This window comes from Candidatus Methylomirabilota bacterium, assembly GCA_035764725.1.
In the GTDB taxonomy this organism is placed as follows: Bacteria; Methylomirabilota; Methylomirabilia; order Rokubacteriales; family CSP1-6; genus DASRWT01.
This window is the reverse complement of the sequence record DASTYT010000014.1, coordinates 19,052-42,927: the sequence shown is the minus strand read 5'-3', so window position 1 is coordinate 42,927 and position 23,876 is coordinate 19,052. Positions and strand designations below refer to the sequence as shown.

Here is a 23,876-nt window from a genome sequence, read left to right as displayed (position 1 = left end):
GTCCCCTGGCCCGCGCACTATAGGAACTCTAGACGTGCCTGCTTCCAATTTTCTCCCGGGAGGCAATGATGCGTCCACCCAAAAAATAGGCTTGGGGCCCCGGTTGGCCCCAGGGGTACTCCGAGCGCAGAGCATGGGGCGTGCCATCCTGTGACGATGTAGTTTTGACGCGCTCGCCTTGCATCCTTCCCGACGACGAGCCACAATGGAGCGCCTTTCACCAAGAAACAGGGAGGACTGCGTGGCTAGACTTGCGCTTCTGGCTCTTTTGATAGGCCTGACCCTCGCTCCTACACCGGCGGGGGCAGGGCCGTTCACGTCGCTCGTCGTAATCGGCGACAGCCTCGCGGACTCGGGACGTGCGTTCGCGTTGAGCGGGGGCGTCTATCCTCCCTCGCCTCCGTACGCTCAGCGATTCTCCAACGGTCTGGTGGCGCCGGAATACCTCGCGGCGGCTCTCGGCCTGCCCCTGCTGCCTGCCAGCACGCCGGGTGGCACGAACTACGCGGTCGGGGGCGCCACAACCGGGGACAAGAACGTGAGCTGGGAGACCGACACGCCGGTGGGCCTTGGCATCCATTCCATCGCCGCGCTTCAGCACACCGGCTTGACGGCACAAATGAATGAATTCCTGACAAGCGGCCCGCCGGTCAACCTTTCCAGTACGCTATTCCTCGTGTGGGGTGGCCCCAATGATCTCGTGCTCGCGCAGCTCACCGGCGGCGACGTCGCCCAGGCGGCGGCCACCGCAGTCGGCAACCTTACGGCCATCGTGGAGACGCTCGCACTGGCCGGCGGCGAGCACTTTCTGATTCCGAACATGGTCGATATCGGAGCGACGCCGGAGTTCCGCGGTACGGGCCTGGAAGACGACCTCCGCGTGCTTGCGGAGGGCTTCAGGGCGGGGCTCTTTCAGGCGATGGGCGCGCTTGAAACGGGGCTCCAGCAGGCGGGCTTGTCGGTGGACATCGATGTCTTCGACACCTTCAGCGCCTTCAACGCGGTGCTGGCGAATCCGAGCGCCTTTGGCTTCACCAACACGACGGATCAGTGTGTCGAGAACCTGGACGCCTTGCTCGCCGGTTGCCCGGGGTATGTCTTCTTCGACTTCACGCACCCCACCACGGAGGCGCATCGCCTCCTGGGGCTGGGCCTCACCGAGACCGTCGTGCCGGGGCCTCCGACCGCCGCCCTCTTGCTGGCCGGCGTGATGCTGCTGGTCGGCCGGTGGCGTCGAGGGCGCGCCGCGCGGCGAGTCGAACGCCGGTAGGCAGTCAGACCGCCGCGACGACCCGGTCGGGCCGTCAGCTGCGGGCGTTCGTGAAGAACTGGAAGACGTCGGGGCGGCTCTGCATTACGAACTGCTCGAGCTGCCGAATGCTCGCGTAGTACGGGATCACTTCACCGTAGTAGCTCATCGGCTCGCCGACCTGGTGAAGCCCCAGCCCGAACTTCGACAGCAAGCGCTGGAGGCCTGACTCCATGGCGGCAACCCAATACTCGAGTCCCATCTGCACGCTTTCGACGTACATCTCTCTGAAAAGCCCGAACAGGATGAGGGGATACTGGCTACGTCGGTAGGTCGCCTCGGCGCGTGCTGCGGCGTCGGTCTCACCAAGCTCCTGGCCATAGAGACCGTCGTTGGCGCGGCGCCGGTAGCTCCTGGCTAGGATCAAGCGGGAGATCTCGGCTGTGGCCTTCCGAGGAAGTTTGTGATAGTCGGCCGAGAGGCTGCCCGCGTGGTGCTCGAGCGGAAACCCCAGATGAGAGTCACGCACGAGACGCAACGTCGCCACCATTTCCTGGCGCTCGTTCGTGGCGGCGAAGTGGACCGAGTGCGGATCGTACTCGTCCGTTTCTCGCCCGTCGGGGTAGCGTGAGGCATCGAGGTACTTGCATTCCACACAGTAGACTGCGTAGCGCAGCTGCTGCACGTCATCCCATAGACCGTTGCTCGGCTCGAGACGCTCAAGACGCTTGAAGTCGAAGTAGCGCGTGGGATGAACCGGCTCGGAAGACGTATCGGCACCCCCGCAAATCCGCCGAACAGGGTGAAAGACTCCGGCTTCGCGGAGAATCTTGGTCCGCAAGGGCTCGACCTGAGTCGATGGTAAGCCCCTAAGTCCTGTTCTCGCAAGGCCGTTTTCTCAGACACCGATTGACAACTACGATCCTGATTTCATTGGCGGATTTGATTTTGAATAGGGACGTGTTGATGGCAGAGTGGGCGCGCTGGCCGATCGTAAGGCCGCGCATTTATCATGCAAGCGCGCTTGCACGGAGGCTCCAAGCCATCATGATTTCATTCATTCGAGTCTTTACTCTGGGGATCGCCGCGGTCGCAACACTCGCTGCCGTCCCCGCATCGGCGCAATGGACGGAGATACCCGGCACCAGCCTCGATCAGGCGAAAGCCTCCGATGGCACCAAGCTCGTCCCCGACCTGCCGCATGGAGGGATGAGCATGGGGACGGCCGCGATGATAGGGGCCTGGAACAGCGCCGCACTCGACACGGATGCCGGGCGGCTGCTGTTCGTTCGGCACGGCGGCCACGCCGACAGCGCTCACAACGGCGTGGTGGCGTTCGACCTCTCGACGAATCGGTGGAGCCTGCTCCGAGCACCCTCGACGGCCTATGTTCCCATCCCCGGCCCGGCGGGCGCCATCTATGGCCCGACATATCTCGACGGGTCACCCGCATCCGTCCATACCTATGACTGCGAGGCCTACATCCCGGGGATCAAGCGTGTCTACTCGGGCGGAGGAATCTTCTGGTCTCCAGCGGGGCTTTCCGTGCCCCAGGTCGTGTGGTCGTGGAACACGGGCACCAAGGAGTATGAGCGGCGCAATGTCCGGCCCGGTGGCTACGGCTGTGCTTCGGTGTGGGATCCGGTGGCCAATCGGCTGATCCTGAGGTTCTCCGGCAACTGGGTGCTTTATAACCCGTCGACCGACACCTACACGACGCTCGTCTCGACCCCGGCGCGGAACGCGTTCCAATCGACGCTGTTCCTGGACTCCGCGGGGCGCAAGGTGTATCGCATCGACCGCAGCAGCACGATGGCGCCCGGCATCCAGATGCTCGACCTGACCAACCCGGGGGCGAAGGAGCGCACGTTGCTCACCGAGGGCAACACCGAGGTCGAAACGACGCCTGGAGTCGGGGGCACCTTCACATCTGGTCGACTCGTGGCGTTCGGGCCCTCGGCCGACAATCAGCGGGGAGCCATGTACTCGCTGATCCCGCACGACTGCGGGCTCACGACCCAGCCGAAATGCCGCTGGACGCGGCACGATCCCACGACGGGCTCGACGCCGCCGAAGCCGAACGCTAACGGGACCTGGAAGCGCGCGTTCGTCCACAACGAGCGCTTCTACGTGGTGACATCGGCCAAGGAGAACGTCTGGTCCTTCCCGCTTCCGTGGGGACCCATCGCGTTGCCATCCTCCAATCCGCCGACCACGGTGCCAACGCCGGTGCCGAACCCCCTGCCCAGCCCGATCCCGACTCCGACAACCTCGGGACCGATTCCCACCCCCACTCCCATCCCGACCCCCACACCGACTCCGACCCCGACTCCAACGCCGACTCCCATCCCACCGACGTCGTTCCCGTCTCCGACCGGCACGCCCTTCACGGCGAGCGTGCATGTACCCGACACCGACCTCACAGCGCGATGGGATGCCTTCCCGCTCTGGGCGAGGGGACAGGGACCGATGGCGACAGGCGGCAAGCACGCTCGAATGGTGTATGACACGAAGCGTAAGCGCCTGGTCGTCACGGGGGGCGATCGGGAGGAGTCCGACAACGGGAATCCCAGCGTCTGGGCCTTCACGGCGGGCGGTGGCGCTACGCGGCTGTCGCCAATGTGCCGTCCGTATCCCGACTGGCTCCCGTCGTTTCCCGATAACGTCACCTGGGTGTACGACACTCACCGCGACCGCATGCTCATCATGCCGGGATTCTTCATGGACTTCTTCCGCGTGAAGGCGATGTGCGGGCGGGACGACAACCGGATTCTCAAGCACCTCAAGGCAGACGGGACCTTCGCGAAGGAGGGCGGCGTCTTCAATCTCGCCACGAATTCATGGAACCCCCCCACCTGGCCCTTCCCTCCCGACGGCTACGGGGGCGATCAGGTGACGAATTTTGGACTCTATGACCCGCTGCGCGACACGGTGGTCCGGTTCTTCTGGAGTGGCGCGACCGGAAACAACCTTCAGAAGTTGAATCTCGCCACGAACACCTGGAGCCTCCGGAGGCTTGGGGATGCCTCCAGCACCGATAGCCGTCGCATCGCCAACACCTTCGCCACGCTCAGCCAGCCTGCCCTGGATGTTCAGGGGCGCTCGGTCTACGTGGTCGCGGGCTCGACAATCGGCATTCGGCAGCCCGACGGTACGATCAAGAATGTATTCGAGGCGCGTCTGCTGCGTGTGAACGTCGACACGGGGGCCGCCGAGCGGCTTCCCCTCCCGGCCGGGTATGTCTGGCCCAGCGTGGGTGATGGCGGAGTCGACAAGCTGCTCGTCTTCGACCCCATTCGCCGCATCCTGATTCATCCACGTATCCCCAACCTCGGCGGCGACATCTCGGCCGTGTACCTTTGCCACGTAGACTTGGGCCACCGGTGGACCGTGGTGCCCCGTCCAACGAATGCTCCGCCGCTCAAGGGCAACGTGGCCGGCTTCGACAGCGATCGTGGGGCTTTGGTGCTTCTCGGTGGGCACAGGGCGACGCTCTTGGATGGCACCCAGACGCCCCCGCCCACGCACTACTGGACGCTGAGGCTCATCCGCGGCTGACAGAGATTGCGGAGCGGTGACGCCCCGAGGCTAACGGCCTCGAGTCGTCACTACGATACGCTCACCTGCGCGGAGCCCGTCGAGGATCTCGACGTTTTCGTCGTCACGCGAGGCCAACCGGACCACACGCGGCTCGTCGCCGTTCCGGCCTTGGACCCGAACGGTGGCCTCACGTGCCCCGGGCGGGACCAAGCGCCTGGGGATCACCAGCACCTGATCCCTATTCGCGACGAGGATGCGAACCTCCACCGTCATGCCGAGTTTGAGATCCTCGGCGCCGTCGACGACTTCGATCTTGGTCTCCAGCACCTTCATATCCTGGATCTTGGCGGGATCTTCCGGCCGCACCTTGCGCTTCCCCACCGCCTGCCCGATCTCATAGACCAGTCCGGAAAAGACCCGCCCCGGGTATGCGTCGGCGGAGATCTCAGCCTTCTGGCCGAGGGAGAGCTTGCCCACGTCGGTCTCGTCGACCTCCGCTTTGACGATGACCTTCTGCAGGTCCCCCAGGACCATGAGCGGCATGCTGACGTCCACCGCTTCCCCGGGCTCCACGAGCTTGCGGGTGACCTTGCCATCCACCGTCGACTCCACGACGGTGGAGCCCAGCGTGGCCCGGGCCACTCCCAGCTCCGCCTGCGCCTGCTGGACCTGGCTTTCCGCGCGCCGCAGCTCGGCTTCGGCCTCCTGCACCTGGGCCCATGCTGCCGCCACCTTCTCCGCCTTGGGGCCGGCGAGGAGGAGATTCAGGTTCTCTTGAGCCACCCGCACGCGTGCGCGCCACACCTCGGCATTGGTCGCCTCGGCATCGTACTGAGCCCGCGCGACGAAGCCGCTGTCCATCAGGCGCTTCATGCGGGCCCGTTCCACCTCGGAGAACTGTTGATGCTCCTTGGCCTCGGCGAGCTCAGCGCGCGCTCGCTCGATCTCCTGGGGGCGAGCGCCGCTCTTGGCCTCGATCCATCGCGCCCGGGCGCTTTCGACGGCTCGCGCCGCTCGCCGCACATCAGCCTGTGCGGTGCGGACACGTGCCTCCGCCATCAGCACGCCAGCGGCTGGCTCCGCGTCGTCAAAGCGGATGACGACTTGGCCCCGCTTGATGAGGTCACCTTCCCGTACGAGCACCTCGCGGATGCGCCCGGGGATCTTGTTGGCGAGGGTGACCTCCGTATAGGGCTCGACGCGCCCGATGGCGGCCACCGTCTGCTGGATCTTCCCCACCCGCACCGTCACCGTCTGATCGGCCTGTCCTCGTCGCCACTCGCCGAAACCGAAGGCCCCACCCCCCACCACGATCCCCACGAGCAGGAGGAGCAGGACGAAGCGCTTGACCATGTCCATCATGCCACCAGCCTTCCGTCCTCGATACGGACGCTGCGGTCGATGTAGGGCATAACGCGGTGATCGTGGGTCACGATGATCACGGTGCGACCGTCGGACCGGGTGACGGCGTGGAGCATCTTCATCACCTGTTCTCCATTCTTCGCGTCCAAGTTGGCGGTGGGCTCGTCGGCGAGGATCAGGGGCGGATCGCCGGCGAGCGCACGCGCGATAGACACACGCTGGCGCTCACCCCCGGACATGTCGCGCGGAAGGAAGTCGGCCCGCTTGCCCAGGCCCACGAGGTCCAGGAGCCGCAGGGCCTCGGTCCGGCGCGGTCGCCGCTCGAGGCCCTTGAGCTGGAGCACCACCTCGACGTTCTCCGCCGCGGAGAGCGCGGCGAAGAGGTTGAAGCTCTGGAAGATGAAGCCCACGTAGCGCCGGCGCACCCATGGGAGCTCGGACTCGTCGAGATCCGAGACGCGCTCGCCGTGGATGGTGATGGTGCCCGAAGTCGGCCGCAGCATGCAGCCCAGCATCGACAGGAGCGTGGTCTTGCCGCTCCCCGAGGGGCCCAGGATGGCCACCACCTCGCCCGAGCGGACGGAGAGGCTCACGTCCTGGACCGCGGGGACCTCAAACGCCCCTTCCCGATAGATCTTGGTCACCATCTCGGCTTCGAGCGTCGCGCTCACGAGCGGAACACCACCAGCGGATCCACGCTCAGCGCCTTGCGGACAGACACGACCGAGGCGGCCGTACACATGGCGATCGTCAGCACGAAGACCGCAACCATGAGCTCGAAGGGGATGACCAGGATCGTCCCCGTTGTACGGAGCACGCGCACCGCGAACAGGCTCAGCGCCAGGCCCACTCCGTACCCGATGAGGGCATTGATCAGCGCTTGCTTGAGGATGATCACGTACACATCCCGGTTCGTGGCACCGATGGCCTTGAGCGTGCCGAATTCGCGCAGATGCTCGATGGTCGCGCTGTAGATGGTCTGGCTGACCACGACCACGCCCACGATGATCGCCATCAGAACCGTGATCCCGAAGCCCACCCCGATTCCCGTCTCCCACGTCCAGTACAGACGTGTCTTCCACGAGTACTGGTCCCTGGTGTAGACGTCCACATCCCGGATCTCGCGGAGACGAGTGGCGACCTCATGTGGCTCGTAGCCGGGAGCGACCCGTGCCACGATGAATGCGGTGCGCTCGCGCGCGAAGGGATCGAGGATCTGAGCGGCGCGGAACGAGGTGAAGACGTAGGGGAGGGTGGTGAACCCTCGCACGCCGCGGCTGATCCCCGCCACGCGCACCCGCTGCTCGTTGATCTCGACCTGGTCGCCGACTTGCAGGACACCAAGCTTTCCGTAGGCCGACTCATCCACGATGATGGCCTTGCTCGCCTTCATCGACTGAAGGTCTCCAGATGCGAGCCGCCACGGCCCCCCCACCCCAGTGTCGGGATTGAAGCCGATGAGGGCGATGTTCTCCTGGCCGCCGTCCTTCCGTCGCAGGTTGGCCCAGCCGAGCAGGAGATTGTCGGCCCAGACGACTCCGGGCGTCTGTCGCACCTTGTTGAGCTTCCGTTCGGCGAACGGCACGGCGAAGTCGAAGTTGGAGGAGTTCTTCGACGTCACCCAGATGTCGGCCTGCGTGTTATCGATGATGATCGAGGCGTTCTCCATGAAGCCCAGGTAGATCCCGAACTGGGAGAAGATCAGCACCACCGAGAAGGTCACCCCGACGATGGTGATGAGGAATCGTGTTCGATCGTGAAAGAGGTTCTTGCGGGCAATGTCAACCATATGTAGTCGTCAGCACCCCCATCGGGGCACAAAGACAGTATATTCAAGCCCCTGGATTAATTAAAACTTCGTGCCGACCAGGCAGCTAGCCGCCCAGCTCCTTGATGAGGTCGGCGATCCGCTGGGATTGAGCCAGCTTAGGGTCCAGTTGGGCTGCCCGTCGGAGCGAGGCCACCGCGTCGTCTTTCTTGCCCAGCTTCGTATACGTCCGGCCGAGGTGGTACTGCAGCTGGGCATTGTTGGGGGCCTGCTCGAGCGCCAGGTTGAGCACTTTTGCGGCTTCCACATAGTCTGCGCGGCGGTAGTAGACCCAGCCCAGCGTGTCCGCCACCTCGATCGAGCGGGGGGCGAGCTGCCTGGCCTTCGTCGCCAGGGGCAGCGCCTCGTCGGGCTGGTTCTTCGTCTCGAGCAGGATCCAGGCCAGGTTGTTCAACGAGATCACTTCGTTCGGGTTGAGTTGAAGCGCCTTGCGATACGACTCGATCGCGCGGTCGGTCTGACCGAGGGCCTCCATGCTCTGGGCGAGTCCTCGATGCGCCCCTGGATAGTTGGGCCCTCGGCTGATCGCGCCGGAGAACGCCTCCCCGGCCGCCTTGTAGTCCCTCTGCGCGAGCAGGACATTGCCCTTGAGAATCAGGGGTTCGGGCTGCTTGGGCCACTCCCGATCGAGCTCGTCGGCCAAGCGCTGCGCGTCGGCGTACCGTCCGATCTGGGCGTAGAGGCTTCCAACCTCGAGCTTGATGTCGGGGAGTCGTGGATTAACGCGGAGCGCCGCCTCGAGATGTCGGAGCCCTTCCTCGCGGCGCCCTTGCGCGACGAGATATCGTCCGAGTGCGGCGTTGACCTCGAGATTGTCGGGGCTCGTGCGCTGGGCCGCGCGGAGGTAAGCCACCGCATCGTCGGTCTTTCCCTGCTGAAAACGGACGTGAGCCATCAGCAGATTCGCATCGAGGTGTCCCGCGGCCTGGTCCAGAATCACCTTGAGCTGCGCTTCCGCGCCGGCGGTATCGCCGTTCGCGAGCAGCGCTCGCGCCAGCGCCTCGCGAGGGGCGACGCTCTTGGGGGTTTTTTCCACCGCCGCCCGCAGCGCGGTGATCTTCTTTTGAGTCTCCGCGGGGTCGGGCTTCTCGCCGCTGACCGCAGCCAGCTCCTCCTTGGCCGTCGTGAGCTGGGGATTGCGCTTGAGCGCCTCGCGATAAGCGGCCTGGGCCTCCGCGATCTGCCTCTGTCCGAAGTACGCGCGCCCGAGAACCACGTGCCCCCCAGCGTCCGTCGGGTTGAGATGCACGTAGCTTGTCGCGTCCTTCACGGCGGCGTCCCAGTCCCGCCGTCCCAGATGCGCGCGGGCGCGCACGAGGAGGGCCCCAGTCGCGTCCGGGTTCCGGGACAGGATCTCGGTCGTGCGCCCGACGACCGCGTCATAGCGGCCCGTGCGCAATAGCAGCTCGGCCAGCTGGACCGCGAGCGCCGTCTGCATTGGGGCTACCTTGAGCGAATTCTCGATCACGGAAATGGCCTGGTCGTATCGGCCCGCGCGCTCCAACATGCCGGCCTGCAGCAGGACCGCGGCGGGGTGGTCCGGCTGCTCCTTCAACACCTCCCGGAGCTGCTCTGATGCCTCCTCCTCCTTGCCCTGCAAGATGGCGATAGTGACCAGCCCCATCCGGGGTTCCGAAGCCCGCGGGCTTAGACGCACGGCACGCTGGTAGGCGTCCTTCGCCTTCTCGTACTGCCGGCCCTGCAGATAGACGGCGCCGAGAAGCGTCTGAAAGCCGCCCTCGTTCGGCTGGGCCTTGGCGGAGCTCTCCGCGAACTCAATCGCTTCCTTCATCTTCTTCTGGCGGATGAGGCTGCTCGCCTTGACGCGAGCCGCGCCCACCGACTTCGGGTCGGCCTTGACCGCTTCATCGAACTCCCGGGAGGCCCCCTCGAAGTCGTCCTCCGCGGCGCGCAAGCGCCCCAGCGCCACGTGTGCCGCAGCGGATGACGCGTCGACGTTCGCAGCCTTGGCGAAATAGTCCTGCGCGGCCTTCGTGTTACCCTGGCGAGCCCGGACCTGCCCCATGAGCAGGTATGGCTGAGGCAGCTCCGGATTCAGCTCGCTGGCGGTGGCGCCCGCCTTGAAGGCTTCGTCGAGACGCGCCAACACCAGCAGGACTCGGCCGCGCTCGACGTGGAACCGGGGCTCCTTGGCCATCTTCGGAGCCGCGCCGTCCAAGAGGGCGAGGGCCTCCCGGGCCCGTCCCGCCCGGGCGTAGGACTGGGCCAGGAAGAACTGGATCGTGACCTCACCCGGCAACTGCCTGCGAAGCTCCTCGAAGTGCACCGCGGCGAGCTGAGGACGATTCCCGGCCAGGTATGCGCGGGCTAGGAGATACCGAGCCGGGCGGTAGTTGGGTGCACGTTCCACTATGGCGACCAGGAGCGCGCTCGCGTTGGTCGGTTGATCCGCCCGGAGATAGAAATTCGCCAGCATGAGCACGAGCCGCGGCGTGCGCGCACGGACCTCGACTGCCTCGAGGATCTTGATGGCGGTGGCGAGCTGGTTCTTGCCCGCCGCGACCGCGGCGAGCCCCATGGCGATTTCCGGATTGGCGGGTTGAATCGCCTTGGCCTGGGTGTAGAGCTTTTCGGCCTCAGCGAACTGACCCCGTGACAGGTGGAAGCCCGCAAGACCCAGCAGGCTACGAACGTCCTTCGGATTTTCCTTCACCGCCGTACGAAGCGCTTCTTCGGCCTCGGCTGCCTTCCCGAGCTGCCGGAGGGCCTGCGCGCGCCGTGGAGCAGTCTCCCCGGGGATGCTCTGGCCTCCCTTCAGGAGGCCGTCGAGGAGCTCGAGCGCCTCCCGCGGCTTCCCTTGCCCCAGCCACGCCGCTGCGCGTATGTGGAGCGCGACTGGGTCCTGGGGGTGCTTCGCGAGAATCTTGGTGGCCTGGGCATCGGCGTCTGCGAACGCCCCCGCCTCAACGATGGCACGACCGAGGTCCTGCGCGATGGCCAGTGAATTGGGCGCAGCCTTCTCTGCCCGGCCGAACTCGCGGATGGCATCGCCCCACCAGCCCCTGGCGGCGTAGGCGCGTCCCAGGGCATGCAGGGCGGGCACGTAGTCCTGGTCGATCTGGAGCGCGTTCCGTAGCTCGATGATCGCCTCGTTCGCTTTGCCCTCCTTGAGATAGGTTTCGGCGCGCTCCACCGCCTTTTGCTTTCTGACTTCGGGGCTCTGCGTACAGGCGGTGCCCGCACCGACGACGAGCGCCAGCCCAAGCGCGGCGACGATCTTCACGAGCAACGAGTGCCGGCTGGTCACCCGCGTACGCTCGACGGGATACGAGGAGGGCACGGAGAAAACTCTAACATGAGACGGCCCCCCAGTAAGGGGGGTTGGGGCGACTCGGATCTACCTGATTCTACGGAAACCTTGCGTCCCCCCGGCCCTGCCCGAGCCTCAGCCCAGGCAGGGGCCCGTCCGGCTCGCTCCGCGTCAGTAACCTACTAGTGCCAGGGGAACTCGCTGATCGACCGCCCCCAGTAGTGGGGGGGGGTGGCGTTTCGCAGCCACTTCGCCATGTCCCGACTGAAAACAGACGTGCATCCCAGCATGCTGTACAGCGGCCGCGTGCCAAAGAAGTCGATGCGGAGGTAGCCCAGGTCGCCGAGCTGTCGCAGCGCCGGCTGATACGTCGGTATATCGGTGTTGTCGAAAATGATGAGGCCGTCGGGGGCTAGTGCCCGATGAGCGGGCTCCACGCACGACAATCGGGCGGCGCCATCGATGAGCACCACGTCGAAGGGTGACTCTTGCCGTTCGATGGTCGACACGTACGGATCACCCGGCTCCGCGTGGACGCGCGTTCCGCCGCATTCAGCGATCGTCACGTGGGCATTCGGGGGGACGGGAAAGTGCGCGACGTACTCCGCGTTGGTATCGACGCTCGAGACCGACTGGACGCGCGCCGCCATCCATACGGTCGAGCCGCCCATGCCGTACTCGAACACCCGATGCTCGGGACGGAGGACGCTATCGAGCCAGTCTATTGCCGCGTACGTGAGCCAGGGGAGTGACTTCCCGCTCCGGTCCACGGGAGCGTGCGTCCTGAGCGACTGGAACCAGCCGCGCTGCTTGTAGGCACCGAGTAGCCGGATGCCCCCCACGAAGTGGTCAGGTCTCCGAGGAAGACACCACATGAGATAGCGAAGACGCTCGAACTGGCGGGCAACCCCCCACACCGTCTGACGCCCGATTGTGCCGATCCGGGTGTCCTTGAGACGCGCCGTCTGGCTTTGGCCGCTCACACTCTGTGTCCTCACCCGGACTATCCACCGCCGTCGAGGCCGTGTCAAATGGGGACAGCGTCGAAGAGGTCACACAGACGAAACCCGGAGGGGCGTGTCACCCTCCGGGTTCATCGCGATCAGTGGTGGACGATGCTGGACTTGAACCAGCGACCCCCGGCATGTGAGGCCGGTGCTCTGCCAACTGAGCTAATCGTCCGCGTCTGGAAAGCTACAGGGTTACGCGAGGCGCGTCAACCTCCGTCGTGGTGGATGGCTCGCTCCTATGGCGCGTAGCGGTAGTGGTAACAGGGGTTGCCGGGGACGCTGTGCGCGACGCGACCGAAGATGCCCAGGGAGCCCGTTGGTGGATCCCAGAACGTGATCCCCTGCTTGACCGACTCTCCCTCGATGACCGGAATCGGACGCACCGTGAGGGCCTTTGTCGCCAAGTTCAAGATGTGCAAATGCGTCGCGTCCGACGTGAGGTTCTCGGCGCGCACGTGTAAGAGCACGTTCGACCCATCGTCGTGCACGAGCTGCGGCTCCGACTCATCCAACGTGCCCACGTAGCCGCTCACGTTGTAGGCGTGCCACGACTTGCTGGCGATGACATATTCGATAAACGCTTGGGCGCCCTTGCCGCGGTTGCTGAAGGCCCACACTGATCGATTCGCGACCACGAGCTGCGAACGGTACACATTGGGGCTTGCCGCGCCACGGCCGAAGGGAATGACTTCCCACGTATCGGTCGCACGGTGAAGAATCATCATGCCCGCCCCGCTCTTGAGCATATAGACTGAGTCGGATGGCTCGTCGTATACGGCCTGAGTCGGGCCTGCGGAATCGCTTCCGAGCCCGACCGGGCTCTCGGGCCAGGTCGGCCGCTCCCACTGGTTGCTCGCGGGGCTATACATGCAGTCGCCGTTCATGATGCCGGTGTCGCCCGCGTAGAAGTTCCGACCACAGATCGAATCGGCCCGGCCGCCGCGGATCTTCTCGATGCCCCACGCCTCCGAGACGATGGGGTTGGTGTTGGCGAAGGCGAGCCCTACCGTGGCGACGACGGCGGTGGGCGAGGTGACTTCCGTGATGGTGGCGTGCGCGATCACCGTGGAGCCGCCCGCGGCGTTATACTGCGGCACGCGCTTCCCGACCATCCACGACTCGAACGGGCGGTTGCTGCCGTCGCCCTGCGTGAGTGTGATCGTGCCCGTGGTCGCGGAGGGCGTAAGCGTGGCCTTGGGGCGCTGCCCGCTCGGCTGGTTCCAGAAGTAGAACCCGCGGAACATGAGGTACTTGTCCCGCTTCGTGTCGTGGCACCACCCGACGTTATCGGGCCAGTTCGGCATGAGACCCGGCGCCGGGATGCACGGTGGCGAGAGGATAGTGGAGAGCCCGGTGGTGGCGTCGAAGCTCCTGACGGCCGGTTGCCCGGCGTCGCTGCCGAAGGAATCGCCCGCCGTGATGACGTGCCGGCTGCGCCGCGAATCCCAGAGCACGCGCATGTGCTTGCCCGCGCGCGTGGTCGACGGTGTGCCCTCCGGCAATGCCGGGACGAGGGTCCATGTGTTCACGGGGATGGGATTGGTCCCGCCTGACGGCTTCCGCGCTTCCTGCGACTCGGCTGCGAGCGGCGCGGCGAGGAGGCCGGCGCTTACCGCACTGAGGAAGGTGCGACGGTGCATGTCCTGGAGGCTAACATACGCCGGCGACGTCTGAAATTCCTGCGAGGGGCCCCGGACTCGGGTATCCTCCCCGCGAATTGGCCGCCACCGCCCGTGTCGCCGATCGCGTGTACCGCGCGCTCTACCACGGCGTGCTCGCGCGGCTCCCCGAGCGCACGGCGATCGCCCTCGGGCAGCGCGCGCTGCGGCTGACTCCGCTCGATCGTCTCTCGCTGTTCCGCCTGGACGACCCGCGCCTCGCCATCACCCTGGGCGGGGTACGCCTGCCCAACCCCCTGATCCTGTCCTCGATGTACTACGACACGCGCATCCTTCGGCGCGCGATGGGGCTCGGCTTCGGCGCGGTCACCGCGAAAAGCATCACGGTGCGGCCGCGCCCCGGCCACCCGCCCCCGAATCTCGTGCGGCACGACTCCCCGGCGGGGCGGGGCCTCGTCAACTGCAACGGGTTTCAGAATCCGGGGCTGGCCGCGTATCAGCGCGCGCTCGCCGGGCTGCTGCACCGCGTGCCGCTCATCGTGGCCGCCGCGGGCGAGTCCGCGGAGGAGTACGTGGAGGTGGTGGCGGGCCTCGCGCCGTACGGCGACCTCGTCGAGATCAACATCTCGTCCCCCAACACCCGGCTCGTCTACGAATGGTCGCAGAAGCCATCCGAGCTGCGCCGGGTGTTCGCCGCGGTGCGGGATGCCACGCTGAAGCCCGTCATCGTGAAGCTCTCGCCGGACTTCCACGAGGAGAACCTCCGCTCGATCGTGCCGGCCGCGCTCGACGCCGGGCTCTCCATCGTGAACTACGGGAACACGCACCGCATCGAGGAGCCGCGCCTCTCGCAGCGCGCGGGGGGCCTCTCCGGCCCCGCCATCTTTCCCGCGATGCTCGAGAACGTGCGGAGCCTCCGGGCGCGCTTCGGGCGGGCGCTCGAGATCATCGCCACCGGCGGGATCCACTCGCCCGACACCGCCCGGCAGGCCCTGGCCGCCGGCGCCGACGCGTGCGGCTACTTCACGGCGTTCATCACGGAGGGCCCTCTCCTGGCCCGGCGAATCCTCGAGGCCCTGGCGGCCGACCAGAAATAGTCCCCAGGTTATCCACTTATCCACAGGCATCCACAGCCGCGAAAATAGGACGATTTGACGCCCCTTCACAAAGACGTCGCGAGAATGTGACGTTCCGGCCGTCCACCGCTACGAGGTATATGACGGAGGCCAGCATTGACGCGTGTTCCGCGTCATGCGTGCGCACGAAGGCGCATTTTCAGCGGCGAAACGAATTCTTGACACGACCGAGCACGGTTCCTAAGTTTGTGCTCTCTGCGAGCGGCTTCGACGCCGCGCACGCGTGAAGCCGGCGAGCAGCCCTGCGGTGCACTCGAAGATGAGGGGACGGGAAGTATGGAGGCGAGTCGAAAGCCGCTCGCGAAGGTCGAAGGGAAGAAGCGCATGCGCCTCAGCGGGCTCACCGTGGCGTGGCGCGGCACCCCGAGCCTGGACGACTGGGTCGCCTACATCGTGAACGGGACGAAGTCGAAGAAGCTGATCCTCGCGGACCACGCCTCCGAGCGGCGCGTGAAGGGTCTGCTTGCGCGAATCCCGTCGATGACCAAGAAGGAAGTCGAGCGCCTAGCCAAGGGCTAGCGGGCGCGACTGCGCCACCGCGGCCGGGTTCGCCGCCCAGATCGCCGGGTCGGCGTCCACGAAGAGCTCCACCATGTTGCCGTCGGGATCGTCGAGGTAGATCGACTGGCTCACCTCGTGGTCCCGTACCTGGCGAATGGCTAACCCGTGCCGGTCCAGCGCGGCCTTGGCCTCGCGCAGCTCCTCGAGGCTGTCGCCCACCTTGAGGGCGACGTGGTAGAGCCCGACCGCGTCCGGCGGCGGCGCGGGCGCGTCGGCGCCCACCGCGAGGCAGGCGAGGTCGTGGTGATTGCGGCCGGTGGCGGAGAAGAAGACCATCCGGTCGCCGAGGCGGCCCACCTCCTTGAGCCCGAGCACGCCCGTGTAGAATGCCGCCGACCGGTCGAGGTCCCGCACCTTCAAGACGACGTGTCCCACGCCGTGCACGTTCATAGCTCCCCCCGCTCGGCCAGGCTCGCGAAGCGCCCGCGCCCGATCACCACGTGGTCGTGGATGTGCAGCTCCAGCAGTCGGGAGCATTCTACCAGTTGCCGGGTGAGGCGCAGGTCCTCGCGGCTCGGCGTGGGATCGCCGCTGGGATGGTTGTGGAGCAGGATCAGCGAGGCGGCGGACTCGACGATGGCCGGCTTGAAGACCTCGCGGGGGTGGACGAGGCTCGCGGACAGCGTGCCCTCTGACACCACCACGTCGCGCAGGAGCCCGTTCTGCGCGTCGAGCAAGGCGATGCGGAACACCTCCTTGTCGAGGTCCTCCATCAGCGGACCGTAGCGCGCGTAGACCTCGGCCGGGCTCGACAGCAGGGCACGTCCCGCCCCGTGGCCGTTTCGCGAGCGGAGCCGGCGCGAGAGCTCGAATGCCGCGGCCAGCCGCACCGCCTTGGCCCGGCCCAGCCCCGGCCGGCCGGCCAGCTCGGCGACCCCGCGCGTCGCGAGCGCGGACAGCGAGCCGTAGCTCACGAGGAGATCGCGGGCCAGCTCCACCACGTTCCGCCCGCGCGTGCCCGCGCCGAGCTGGATGGCGAGCAGCTCGGCGTCGGCGAGGGCGGCCGGGCCCTGATGGTAGAGGCGCTCGCGCGGGCGCTCTTCGAGGGGCCATTCCTCGATCCGCGTCCCGCCGGGCATGCTGCGACTGTGCGCCGCGGCGCCACCGCCGGTCAATGTCCTGCGATGGATACATCCGGGCGCCAGCGCCGGACGCCGTCGAGCAGACGCGCGCCGAGCGCGGCTCCCGCGCCGAACGCGAGGACATCGCCCACCGCGGGTACGTGCGAGACCTGGACGACCTGCAGGCTCTCGAGGACCAGGCCGAGGGCCAGCGTCCAGGCCCACGGCCTGTGGGCGCCGGCGGCGCGCAGCGAGGCGCCGAAGGCGCCGCTCCACACGAGCTTGGTGAAGAGATCGAAGAGCGCGCTCTGGGGATCCGCGTAGAAGTAGGAGGCCAGCGGGATCCACTCGATGCGCCCCGACTTGGCGGCGGCATGGGCGCGCGTGAGCACCCAGTCGAACGGCGCCAGCTCGCGGTAGACGAGCGCCGCCCCGGTGAGCCCGACGACGGCCCGCGCCCCACGGCCGGCCGCCCTCGTCGATCCCGCCCATGTCGCGAACGCCACGAGCCCAAGGAGGACACCCAGGGCGGCCACGAGCACGTTGTCCACGCTCGGCGCCCGTCCCACGATCAAGAGCTTGCCGCCCTCGAGGGCCGCCGCCCAGAGGAGGAGCGCGAGCGCCACGGCGGTCCCGCTCCCCGGCCGGGGGGACGCCGACGGCGCCGCAAGGGCCCAGCGAGCGGCAAAGGCCATCCCGGCATAGGGCAGCAGTCGATCGACCAGCAGAGGGCCCCAGGGACGCCCGGAGAGGGTCGCCAGCGGCTGCCACTGGGCCCGGCGGAGGTTGCCCCAGGCCGTCGAGACGTCGAGAGTGACGGCGTAGGGATAGAGGGCGTCGGCGGCGACGAGGCCAGCGAGGACGGCCACCACCACGAGGGCGGGGCGCTCGCGCAGCCGCGTCGCGAGCCAGGCCTCCAGCCTGCGCGCCGCCGCGGTGCCGGTGCCGTGCGCGCCCAGGGCGCCGGCGACCGCCCCCGCCGATTGCGCGAGGACGTCGAGCGCCGAGGCGGTGCGGGTCGGCGCGAGAATCTGCCCGACCTCGACCGTCCCGGCGAACAGCGCCTCGACCACCAGCGCGCCGGCCCCGCGCGTCACGATCCCGCGTCCGACGAGGCCCCCCAGCAACAGGAGTGCGCCCACGGGCACCCCCAGCAGCACGTTGCTGACGAGATCGGCGATCGAGAAGAGCCGCCGCCCCCGCGCGTCGAACAACGCGAGCGTGGACCAGAAGCCCGCGAGGTCCCGCTGCACCTCGACCGGATCCACGCGGAACGAGAACGGAAAGAAGGAGCCGTACACGACGAACGCGGCGAAGACCAGGAGGACGAGGCGCGCCCGCCGGGCCGCGCCCGCGTCTCCCGGCTCCGGCGTCACGCCTCGGCTCCCGGCTCCTCCACCTCGATGCGCCGGGGCTCGTCGCCCAGGCCGGTGATGCGGACCACGATGGCGCGCGCCGGTAGCAGCGGCCGTACCTTGTCCGCCCACTCGATCAAGGTCACGCCGTCGCCGTCCAGCATCTCCTCGAGGCCGAGGTCCACGACCTCGAGCAGGCTCTCGGTGCGATAGGCATCCAAGTGATAGACGGGCATCCGCCCGCGATAGACGTTGACCAGCACGAAGGTCGGGCTGGTGACGTCGGTTGTCACGCCGAGACCACGGGCGACGCCCTGGAGAAAGCACGTCTTCCCTGCCCCCAGCTCACCCACGCACGCCACCACCGCGCCCGGCCCCAGCCGCGCGCCGAGCGCCTCGCCCACGGCCTGCGTCTCCTCGACGCTGCGCGCGACGCGCTCGCGCCCGCTCATCCGCGCGCCGGCGTCAGGGCCCGCGGAATGGCCTCCACGATGTCGCCGGCGATCATGCCCTCCTCGCCCACGAGATCGCAGGCGAGGTCGCCCGCCATGCCGTGCAGGTACACGGCGGCGCGGAGCGCGGCCAGTGGCTCGAGACCGCGCGCGAGGAAGGCCCCGGTCATCCCGGTGAGCACATCGCCCGAGCCTCCCTTGGCCATCCCGGGATTCCCCGTGGGATTGATCCAGACGGTGCCGTCGGGCCCGGCGACCACGGTGCCCGCGCCCTTGAGGGCGAGCCAGACGTGGTGCGAGGCGGCGAAGTCGCGAGCGCGCTCGAGGCGGTCGGTCTGAATATCCCCGACCGTTACGCCGAGCATCCGCGCCATCTCGCCGGGATGCGGGGTCAGCACCCGCGGGCCCGCCGCGTCCTTGAGCAGGGCGAGATGGCCCGCGAGGGCTGAGAGCGCGTCGGCATCCACCACCATCGGGCGGGGCAGCGAGGCGATCAGCTCGCGCGCGAGGGCCTGCGCCTCGTCCGCGAGCGAGAGCCCCGGTCCCAGCGCGACCGCATCCATGGTCTCGGCGAGCTCGCGCACGCGGGCCGCCGCGGCCCGGCCCAGGAACCCGTGGGGATGCTCGGCCAGCGCCTCGGTCATGTACTCGGCGCCCAGCATCGCCACGACCGGCTGCTGCGACGCCGGGACCGCGGCGGTGACGAGACCGGCGCCGGCGCGCAGGGCCGCGCGGGACGCGAGGGCCGCCGCGCCGGTCTTTCCGAGCGAGCCCGCCACCACGAGGAGATGGCCGTAGGTGCCCTTGTGGGCGTCGGGCGGGCGCGGGCCGAAGGGCGCGCGCGCGTCCGCCTCCTCGCCCGCGAAGGTGCGGATCCCACGCCCCACCTCGGGCTCGGGGATGCCGATCGGAACCACCACGACCTCGCCGGCTCGGGCGGCGGCGGGATAGAGCAGCAGCGAGCGCTTGAGGCCGGCAAACGTCGTGGTCAGGTCGGCGCGCACGGTCGGGCCGGGGAGCGCGCCGTGATCCGACGGGAGGCCCGAGGGCAGATCCAGCGCGGCCACGCGCGGCGCGCGGCGCCCCGCGGGCCGTGGCGTCTCGAGGCGCGCGATCATGTCGCCCATCAGGCCGCGCGCGGGTCCCTCGACGCCGGTGCCCAGCAGCGCGTCCACGACGATGTCCGCGCGCCCCGCAGCCTCGGTCGCCGCCGTCACGCCCGCGGAGCTGGCGACCTCCTCCACGCGGCCCCTCCAGCGACGAAGGGCGAGCGCGGCGTCGCCGCGCACCTCCGCGCGGCGGGCAAAGAGGAAGACGCGCACGCGCGCTCCCGCCGCGCGCAGCCGGCGCGCCACCACGAAGCCGTCGCCGCCGTTGTTGCCCTTGCCGCAGAGGATCACCACGTCACGGCGCCGCAGGGGGCCCCAGCGACGCGCGATGACGCGCGCCGCTCCCGTGCCGGCGTTTTCCATGAGCCGCGGGCCGGGGATGCCGAGGCTCGCGATGGCGCGGGCGTCCAGCGCCCGCATCTCCGCCGCGGTGAAGACCGGTCGCACCGTCAGGCTCCGGCGGCGCGCGGCGCAGGTGCGGGACCGCCGCGACCCGGCGCGGGGCCCTCGCCGACCAGCATCACCTGGGCGAACGCGTAGTCGCCGTCGTGGGTCAGCGAGACGAGGACGCGGGTGGCTCCGCGCGATTGCGCGATGGCGGCCGAACGGCCGGAGAGCGCCATGGTCGGGGCCTGCCCTCGCTCGCGCCGCACCTCGAGCTCCCGCCAGCTCACGCCCATGGAAAGCCCGGTGCCGAGCGCCTTCAGCGCCGCTTCCTTGGCGGCGAAGCGTGCGGCGAAGTGCGGCACGGGATCGCGATGCCGCTGGCAGTAGGCGATCTCGCCGTCGGTGAACACGCGGCGGATGAAGCGCTCGTCCCACCGCGCCACGATGCGACGAAACCGGTCGATCTTCGCCAGGTCCACGCCGATGCCGCGGATCGACTCCCCCGCGGGCGCGCTCACGGGCCGATGGCGCGGTGGATGATGCCGGCGAGCTCCTGGGCGATGCTCTCGATCTGGGTCTGCTCCTGCCCCTCGACCATGACGCGCGCCAAGAGCTCGGTGCCCGAGTAGCGCAGCAGGATGCGACCGGCGCCGTTCATCTCGCCCTCGAGCCTCTGCATGCGCGGATGCAGTCCCTCGATGGAATCGAGCGGCGGCTTGGCGCGCACGGGCACGTTGACGAGCACCTGGGGGAACTTCGTGAGGCAGCGGGCCAGCGCGGACAGCGGCTGACCGGTCTCCCGCATCACGGCGAGCACCTGGAGCGCGGAGACGATGCCGTCTCCGGTGGTCGCGTGGTCGAGGAAGAGCAGGTGGCCGGACTGCTCGCCGCCCAGCACCGCGCCGATGCGCACCATCTCCTCCAGGACGTAGCGGTCGCCCACCTGGGTCTTGACCACGCGGATGCCCGATTCGCGCAGCGAGTGCTCGAGCCCCAGGTTGGCCATGACCGTGCTCACGACGACCCGCTCGGTCAGACGCCCCTGCGCGGCCAGGTGCCGGCCGCAGATCGCCAACACGAAGTCCCCGTCGCGCGCCGCGCCCGTCTCGTCCACGCAGATGAGCCGGTCGCCGTCGCCGTCGAAGGCCACGCCGAGGTCGGCGCCCAATCCGCGGACGCGGGCCTGCAGGCTCTCCGGGTGCAGCGCCCCCACCCCACGGTTGATGTTCTGCCCGTCGGGTTCCGCCCCCAGCACCGTCACCTTGGCGCCGAGCGACTCGAAGACGCGCGGCGCCACCCGGTAGGTCGCGCCGTGCGCGCAGTCGAGCACCAGGTGGAGGCCGCGGAGGTCGAACGGGAAGGTGCCTTCGGCGTGCGCGGCGTAGTCCGCCTCCGCTTCGTGCCGGTACGGAATGAGCCGCCCCACGTCGGCGCGCGTGGGCTTGGGGGCGTGGTCGGGCCCGCGCAGGCGGCTCTCGATCTCGTCTTCCCACGCGTCGGGGAACTTCGCGCCTTCCGAGGAGAAGATCTTGATCCCGTTGTCCTCGTACGGATTGTGGGAGGCCGAGATCACGACGCCGCCGTGCGCCTCGAGATAGCGCGTGAGATACGCAATGCCCGGGGTCGGCAGCACGCCCACCGCGAACACGTCCGCGCCCGCCGACATCGCGCCCGCCACCAGCGCGCCCTCCAGCATGGGCCCGGATTGCCGCGTGTCCCGCCCCACGACCAGGCGCACCTTCAACACGCGGTGGTGCTCGATCAGGGTCGCGGTGAGCTGGCGACCCAGGCGAAAGGCCAGCTCGGTGGTGAGGGGCTCGGCGTTGGCGAGCCCGCGGATTCCGTCGGTGCCGAAAAGGCGACTCATGGACGGACCTCCGCGCGCCGCCTCTCGAGCACCACGCGCACGCGGGAGGGGCTCACGCGCAGCACTGTCACCCCGGTGGGCGCGGAGATCTGGTCGGGCACGAGGCGGACCACCACCTCGCCCGCCCGCGCCCCGGCCAGGCTCACGTGCGCCCGCACCTGTTCGGGACCCACGCGGGCGAGGACGGCGCGGAGACCATGGAGCTGCACGTCCACGCTGTCCGGCCGGTCGCCCACGACCTCCAGGCCCTGCGGGATGGCGTCGAGCTCCACGGGAGCCGCCATGACCACCTCGGCCTTCTCGGACGTCATGACGAAGACCCAAAGCGCGAAGGAGAGGACCAGCGCCGCCAGCTTGAGCTCCCAGTGCCGGAGGAGGCGCCTCACTTGCGCAGCCACTCCCACGCGGGGAGGCGGAAACCGGTGCGGCGGGGCGTGGGCGCGCCGGCGAGAGCGAAGAGATCGCCGAGCCGCTGCCGCAGCGCTTCGCGGTCCAGCGGGCTCTCCATGTGGCCGCCCACGGCGAGCGAGATGCGACCGCTCTCCTCGGACACCACGAGCACCACGGCATCGGTTTCCTCGGATAGCCCGACCGCGGCGCGATGGCGCGTCCCGAGCGCGCGACCCAGCTGCGTGTTGCGGGACAGCGGCAGGAAGCAGCCCGCCGCCGCCACGCGATTGTCGCGGATGAACACGGCGCCGTCGTGAAGCGGCGAGTACGGGAGGAACAGGCTCACGAGGAGGTCGGAGGAAACGAGCGCGTCCAGCGGCACCCCGAGCTCGGCGTAGTTGCGGAGTCCGGTGGAGCGCTCGAGGACGATGAGCGCCCCCATGCGCTTGGCCGCGAGCGACTCCGCCGCCTTCACCACATCGTCGATCACATGCCCCTGCTGCTCGCCGCGGGCGCCCAGCAGCGCCTGCAGCAGCGGGCTCTGGCCGATCTGCGCCAGGGCCCGGCGGAACTCGGGCTGGAACAGCACCACGAGGGCGAGCACCCACACCGACCAGAAGTTCTCCAGGATCCAGCTCGTGCTGAAGAGGTCGAGCCGGCGGGCGAGGAAGGAGGCGATCATGAGGCCCCCCAGCCCCGCCAGCATTTGCACGGCGCGGGTGCCGCGGAACATCACGAGCACGCGGTAGATCACCACCGCCACGAGGATGATGTCCACCGCGTCGCGCAGCCGGAACGACTGGATGACGGCCAGCACGGCGCTCATGCGCAGCCACCCGTGCGGCCGATGGCCTGGGCGACCCGCACCGCCTGGACGGTGGCGGCCACGTCGTGAGTGCGGATCAGGTGCGCACCGCCGAGCACGGCGGCGGCGGTGGCGGCGAGCGAGCCGGGCAGCCGGTCCGCCGGCTCGATTGCGCGCAGGTCGAGGGCGCCGATGAAGGACTTGCGGGAGACCCCCACGCAGAGGGGCCGGCCCAGCGCGCGCAGCGCGCCGAGGTCGCCGAGGATGCGGCAGTCCCACTCGTACCAGGGCATGCCCCGGCGACGGAAGAAGCCGATGCCGGGATCGACGACGATGTGCTCGGCGGGTATGCCGGCCTGCGCGGCCAGGGTGAGGCTTTCCGCCAGAAGCTCGGTCACCGTGTCGATCGGGGCCATGCCCTCGTGGCCCCCGCGCTCCGAGGCCATCACGATGAGCCCAACCCCCGCCTCCGCCACTGCCCGCGCTAAGCCCGGGTCGGCGCTGAGGCCGCGCACGTCGTTGATGATCCGGGCGCCCGCCTGGAGCGCCGCGCGCGCCGGCTCGGCCCGGCTCGTGTCCGCGGACACGGGCACGCCGAGCTTGCCCACGAGGAGCTGCAGGGCGTCGCCCAGGCGGTCGGCCTCCTGCGCCGGCTCGATCTCGCCAGCGAGATAGGGCGCGGTCGACATGGCGCCGACGTCGAGGATGGCCGCGCCCTGGCTGACCATCGAGTCGGCGGCGGCGAGCAGGGCGTCCCGGGAGGTCATGACCGAGCCCGCGTAGAACGAGTCAGGGCTCAGATTGAGGGCGCCCATCACCGCCACGTCGCGCCCGTCCCCCAGCATCAGCCCCGCCAGGGACGCGCGATTCATCG

At 68.6% G+C, this 23,876-nt stretch carries 21 protein-coding genes and 1 tRNA gene; 4 read left to right on the top strand and 18 right to left on the bottom strand.

Annotated elements, in window-relative coordinates; genetic code table 11:
• Nucleotides 1–205: 205 nt before the first annotated feature.
• Nucleotides 206–1,270, top strand: coding sequence for an SGNH/GDSL hydrolase family protein (locus VFX14_02180; GenBank protein ID HEU5188476.1), 1,065 nt, complete (start codon nt 206–208; stop codon nt 1,268–1,270).
• Between the two features lie 34 nt (nt 1,271–1,304).
• Here VFX14_02180 and VFX14_02175 read toward each other — a convergent pair whose 3' ends face one another.
• Complete coding sequence (locus VFX14_02175) at nt 1,305–2,090, bottom strand: PEP-CTERM/exosortase system-associated acyltransferase (GenBank protein HEU5188475.1); 786 nt, start codon at nt 2,088–2,090, stop codon at nt 1,305–1,307.
• Nucleotides 2,091–2,215: 125 nt separating this feature from the next.
• Here VFX14_02175 and VFX14_02170 point away from each other — a divergent pair, with 125 nt between their 5' ends.
• Complete coding sequence (locus tag VFX14_02170) at nt 2,216–4,807, top strand: hypothetical protein (GenBank protein HEU5188474.1); 2,592 nt, start codon at nt 2,216–2,218, stop codon at nt 4,805–4,807.
• Between the two features lie 30 nt (nt 4,808–4,837).
• Here the strand turns inward: VFX14_02170 and VFX14_02165 are convergent, their stop codons facing one another.
• The 7 genes from VFX14_02165 to VFX14_02135 form a co-directional block, all read right to left on the bottom strand.
• Nucleotides 4,838–6,151 (bottom strand): efflux RND transporter periplasmic adaptor subunit, encoded by a 1,314-nt coding sequence (locus tag VFX14_02165; protein ID HEU5188473.1) that lies wholly within the window; start codon nt 6,149–6,151, stop codon nt 4,838–4,840.
• Entirely contained in the window at nt 6,148–6,822 is a 675-nt protein-coding gene (locus VFX14_02160; GenBank protein ID HEU5188472.1) for an ABC transporter ATP-binding protein, read from the bottom strand. Before VFX14_02160 ends, VFX14_02165 begins: the two co-directional genes overlap by 4 nt.
• Nucleotides 6,819–7,940: an ABC transporter permease gene (locus VFX14_02155; protein ID HEU5188471.1), complete on the bottom strand. Its 1,122-nt coding sequence runs from the start codon at nt 7,938–7,940 to the stop codon at nt 6,819–6,821. The genes VFX14_02160 and VFX14_02155 overlap by 4 nt, the downstream gene beginning before the upstream one ends.
• Nucleotides 7,941–8,025: 85 nt before the next feature.
• Nucleotides 8,026–11,223 carry a tetratricopeptide repeat protein gene (locus VFX14_02150; GenBank protein ID HEU5188470.1) on the bottom strand — a complete coding sequence of 1,066 codons (3,198 nt, stop codon included), beginning with the start codon at nt 11,221–11,223 and terminating at the stop codon, nt 8,026–8,028.
• A gap of 209 nt (nt 11,224–11,432) precedes the next feature.
• A complete protein-coding gene (locus VFX14_02145) occupies nt 11,433–12,233 on the bottom strand; it encodes a hypothetical protein (protein ID HEU5188469.1) in 801 nt (266 codons plus the stop codon).
• A gap of 123 nt (nt 12,234–12,356) precedes the next feature.
• Nucleotides 12,357–12,432: transfer RNA gene (locus tag VFX14_02140), tRNA-Val, on the bottom strand.
• A gap of 64 nt (nt 12,433–12,496) precedes the next feature.
• Entirely contained in the window at nt 12,497–13,900 is a 1,404-nt protein-coding gene (locus tag VFX14_02135) for a hypothetical protein (GenBank protein HEU5188468.1), read from the bottom strand.
• Nucleotides 13,901–13,977: 77 nt separating this feature from the next.
• Here VFX14_02135 and VFX14_02130 point away from each other — a divergent pair, with 77 nt between their 5' ends.
• Both VFX14_02130 and VFX14_02125 read left to right on the top strand, forming a co-directional pair.
• On the top strand, nt 13,978–14,976 hold the full coding sequence (locus VFX14_02130) for a hypothetical protein (protein HEU5188467.1): 999 nt from the start codon (nt 13,978–13,980) through the stop codon (nt 14,974–14,976).
• 315 nt (nt 14,977–15,291) lie between these two features.
• Nucleotides 15,292–15,534, top strand: a complete 243-nt coding sequence (locus VFX14_02125) for a hypothetical protein (protein ID HEU5188466.1) — start codon at nt 15,292–15,294, stop codon at nt 15,532–15,534.
• On the opposite strand, the gene VFX14_02120 is transcribed toward VFX14_02125, so the two are convergent.
• The 10 genes from VFX14_02120 to folP are packed head-to-tail and all read right to left on the bottom strand — an operon-like array spanning nt 15,520 to nt 23,874.
• Nucleotides 15,520–15,966: a VOC family protein gene (locus VFX14_02120; protein ID HEU5188465.1), complete on the bottom strand. Its 447-nt coding sequence runs from the start codon at nt 15,964–15,966 to the stop codon at nt 15,520–15,522. The genes VFX14_02125 and VFX14_02120 overlap by 15 nt on opposite strands.
• On the bottom strand, nt 15,963–16,655 hold the full coding sequence (gene radC / locus VFX14_02115) for a DNA repair protein RadC (protein ID HEU5188464.1): 693 nt from the start codon (nt 16,653–16,655) through the stop codon (nt 15,963–15,965). Before radC ends, VFX14_02120 begins: the two co-directional genes overlap by 4 nt.
• A 32-nt stretch (nt 16,656–16,687) precedes the next feature.
• Nucleotides 16,688–18,013: a VanZ family protein gene (locus tag VFX14_02110; protein HEU5188463.1), complete on the bottom strand. Its 1,326-nt coding sequence runs from the start codon at nt 18,011–18,013 to the stop codon at nt 16,688–16,690.
• On the bottom strand, nt 18,010–18,444 hold the full coding sequence (gene tsaE / locus VFX14_02105) for a tRNA (adenosine(37)-N6)-threonylcarbamoyltransferase complex ATPase subunit type 1 TsaE (protein ID HEU5188462.1): 435 nt from the start codon (nt 18,442–18,444) through the stop codon (nt 18,010–18,012). The genes VFX14_02110 and tsaE overlap by 4 nt, the downstream gene beginning before the upstream one ends.
• Nucleotides 18,441–20,000: an NAD(P)H-hydrate dehydratase gene (locus VFX14_02100; protein ID HEU5188461.1), complete on the bottom strand. Its 1,560-nt coding sequence runs from the start codon at nt 19,998–20,000 to the stop codon at nt 18,441–18,443. The genes tsaE and VFX14_02100 overlap by 4 nt, the downstream gene beginning before the upstream one ends.
• Nucleotides 20,001–20,002: 2 nt before the next feature.
• Complete coding sequence (gene acpS / locus VFX14_02095; protein HEU5188460.1) at nt 20,003–20,458, bottom strand: holo-ACP synthase; 456 nt, start codon at nt 20,456–20,458, stop codon at nt 20,003–20,005.
• Nucleotides 20,455–21,807, bottom strand: coding sequence for a phosphoglucosamine mutase (gene glmM, locus VFX14_02090; protein ID HEU5188459.1), 1,353 nt, complete (start codon nt 21,805–21,807; stop codon nt 20,455–20,457). Before glmM ends, acpS begins: the two co-directional genes overlap by 4 nt.
• Entirely contained in the window at nt 21,804–22,193 is a 390-nt protein-coding gene (locus VFX14_02085) for a CdaR family protein (protein ID HEU5188458.1), read from the bottom strand. Before VFX14_02085 ends, glmM begins: the two co-directional genes overlap by 4 nt.
• Entirely contained in the window at nt 22,190–23,023 is an 834-nt protein-coding gene (cdaA, locus tag VFX14_02080; GenBank protein ID HEU5188457.1) for a diadenylate cyclase CdaA, read from the bottom strand. Before cdaA ends, VFX14_02085 begins: the two co-directional genes overlap by 4 nt.
• Entirely contained in the window at nt 23,020–23,874 is an 855-nt protein-coding gene (folP, locus tag VFX14_02075) for a dihydropteroate synthase (GenBank protein HEU5188456.1), read from the bottom strand. The genes cdaA and folP overlap by 4 nt, the downstream gene beginning before the upstream one ends.
• Between the last annotated feature and the right edge of the window lie 2 nt (nt 23,875–23,876).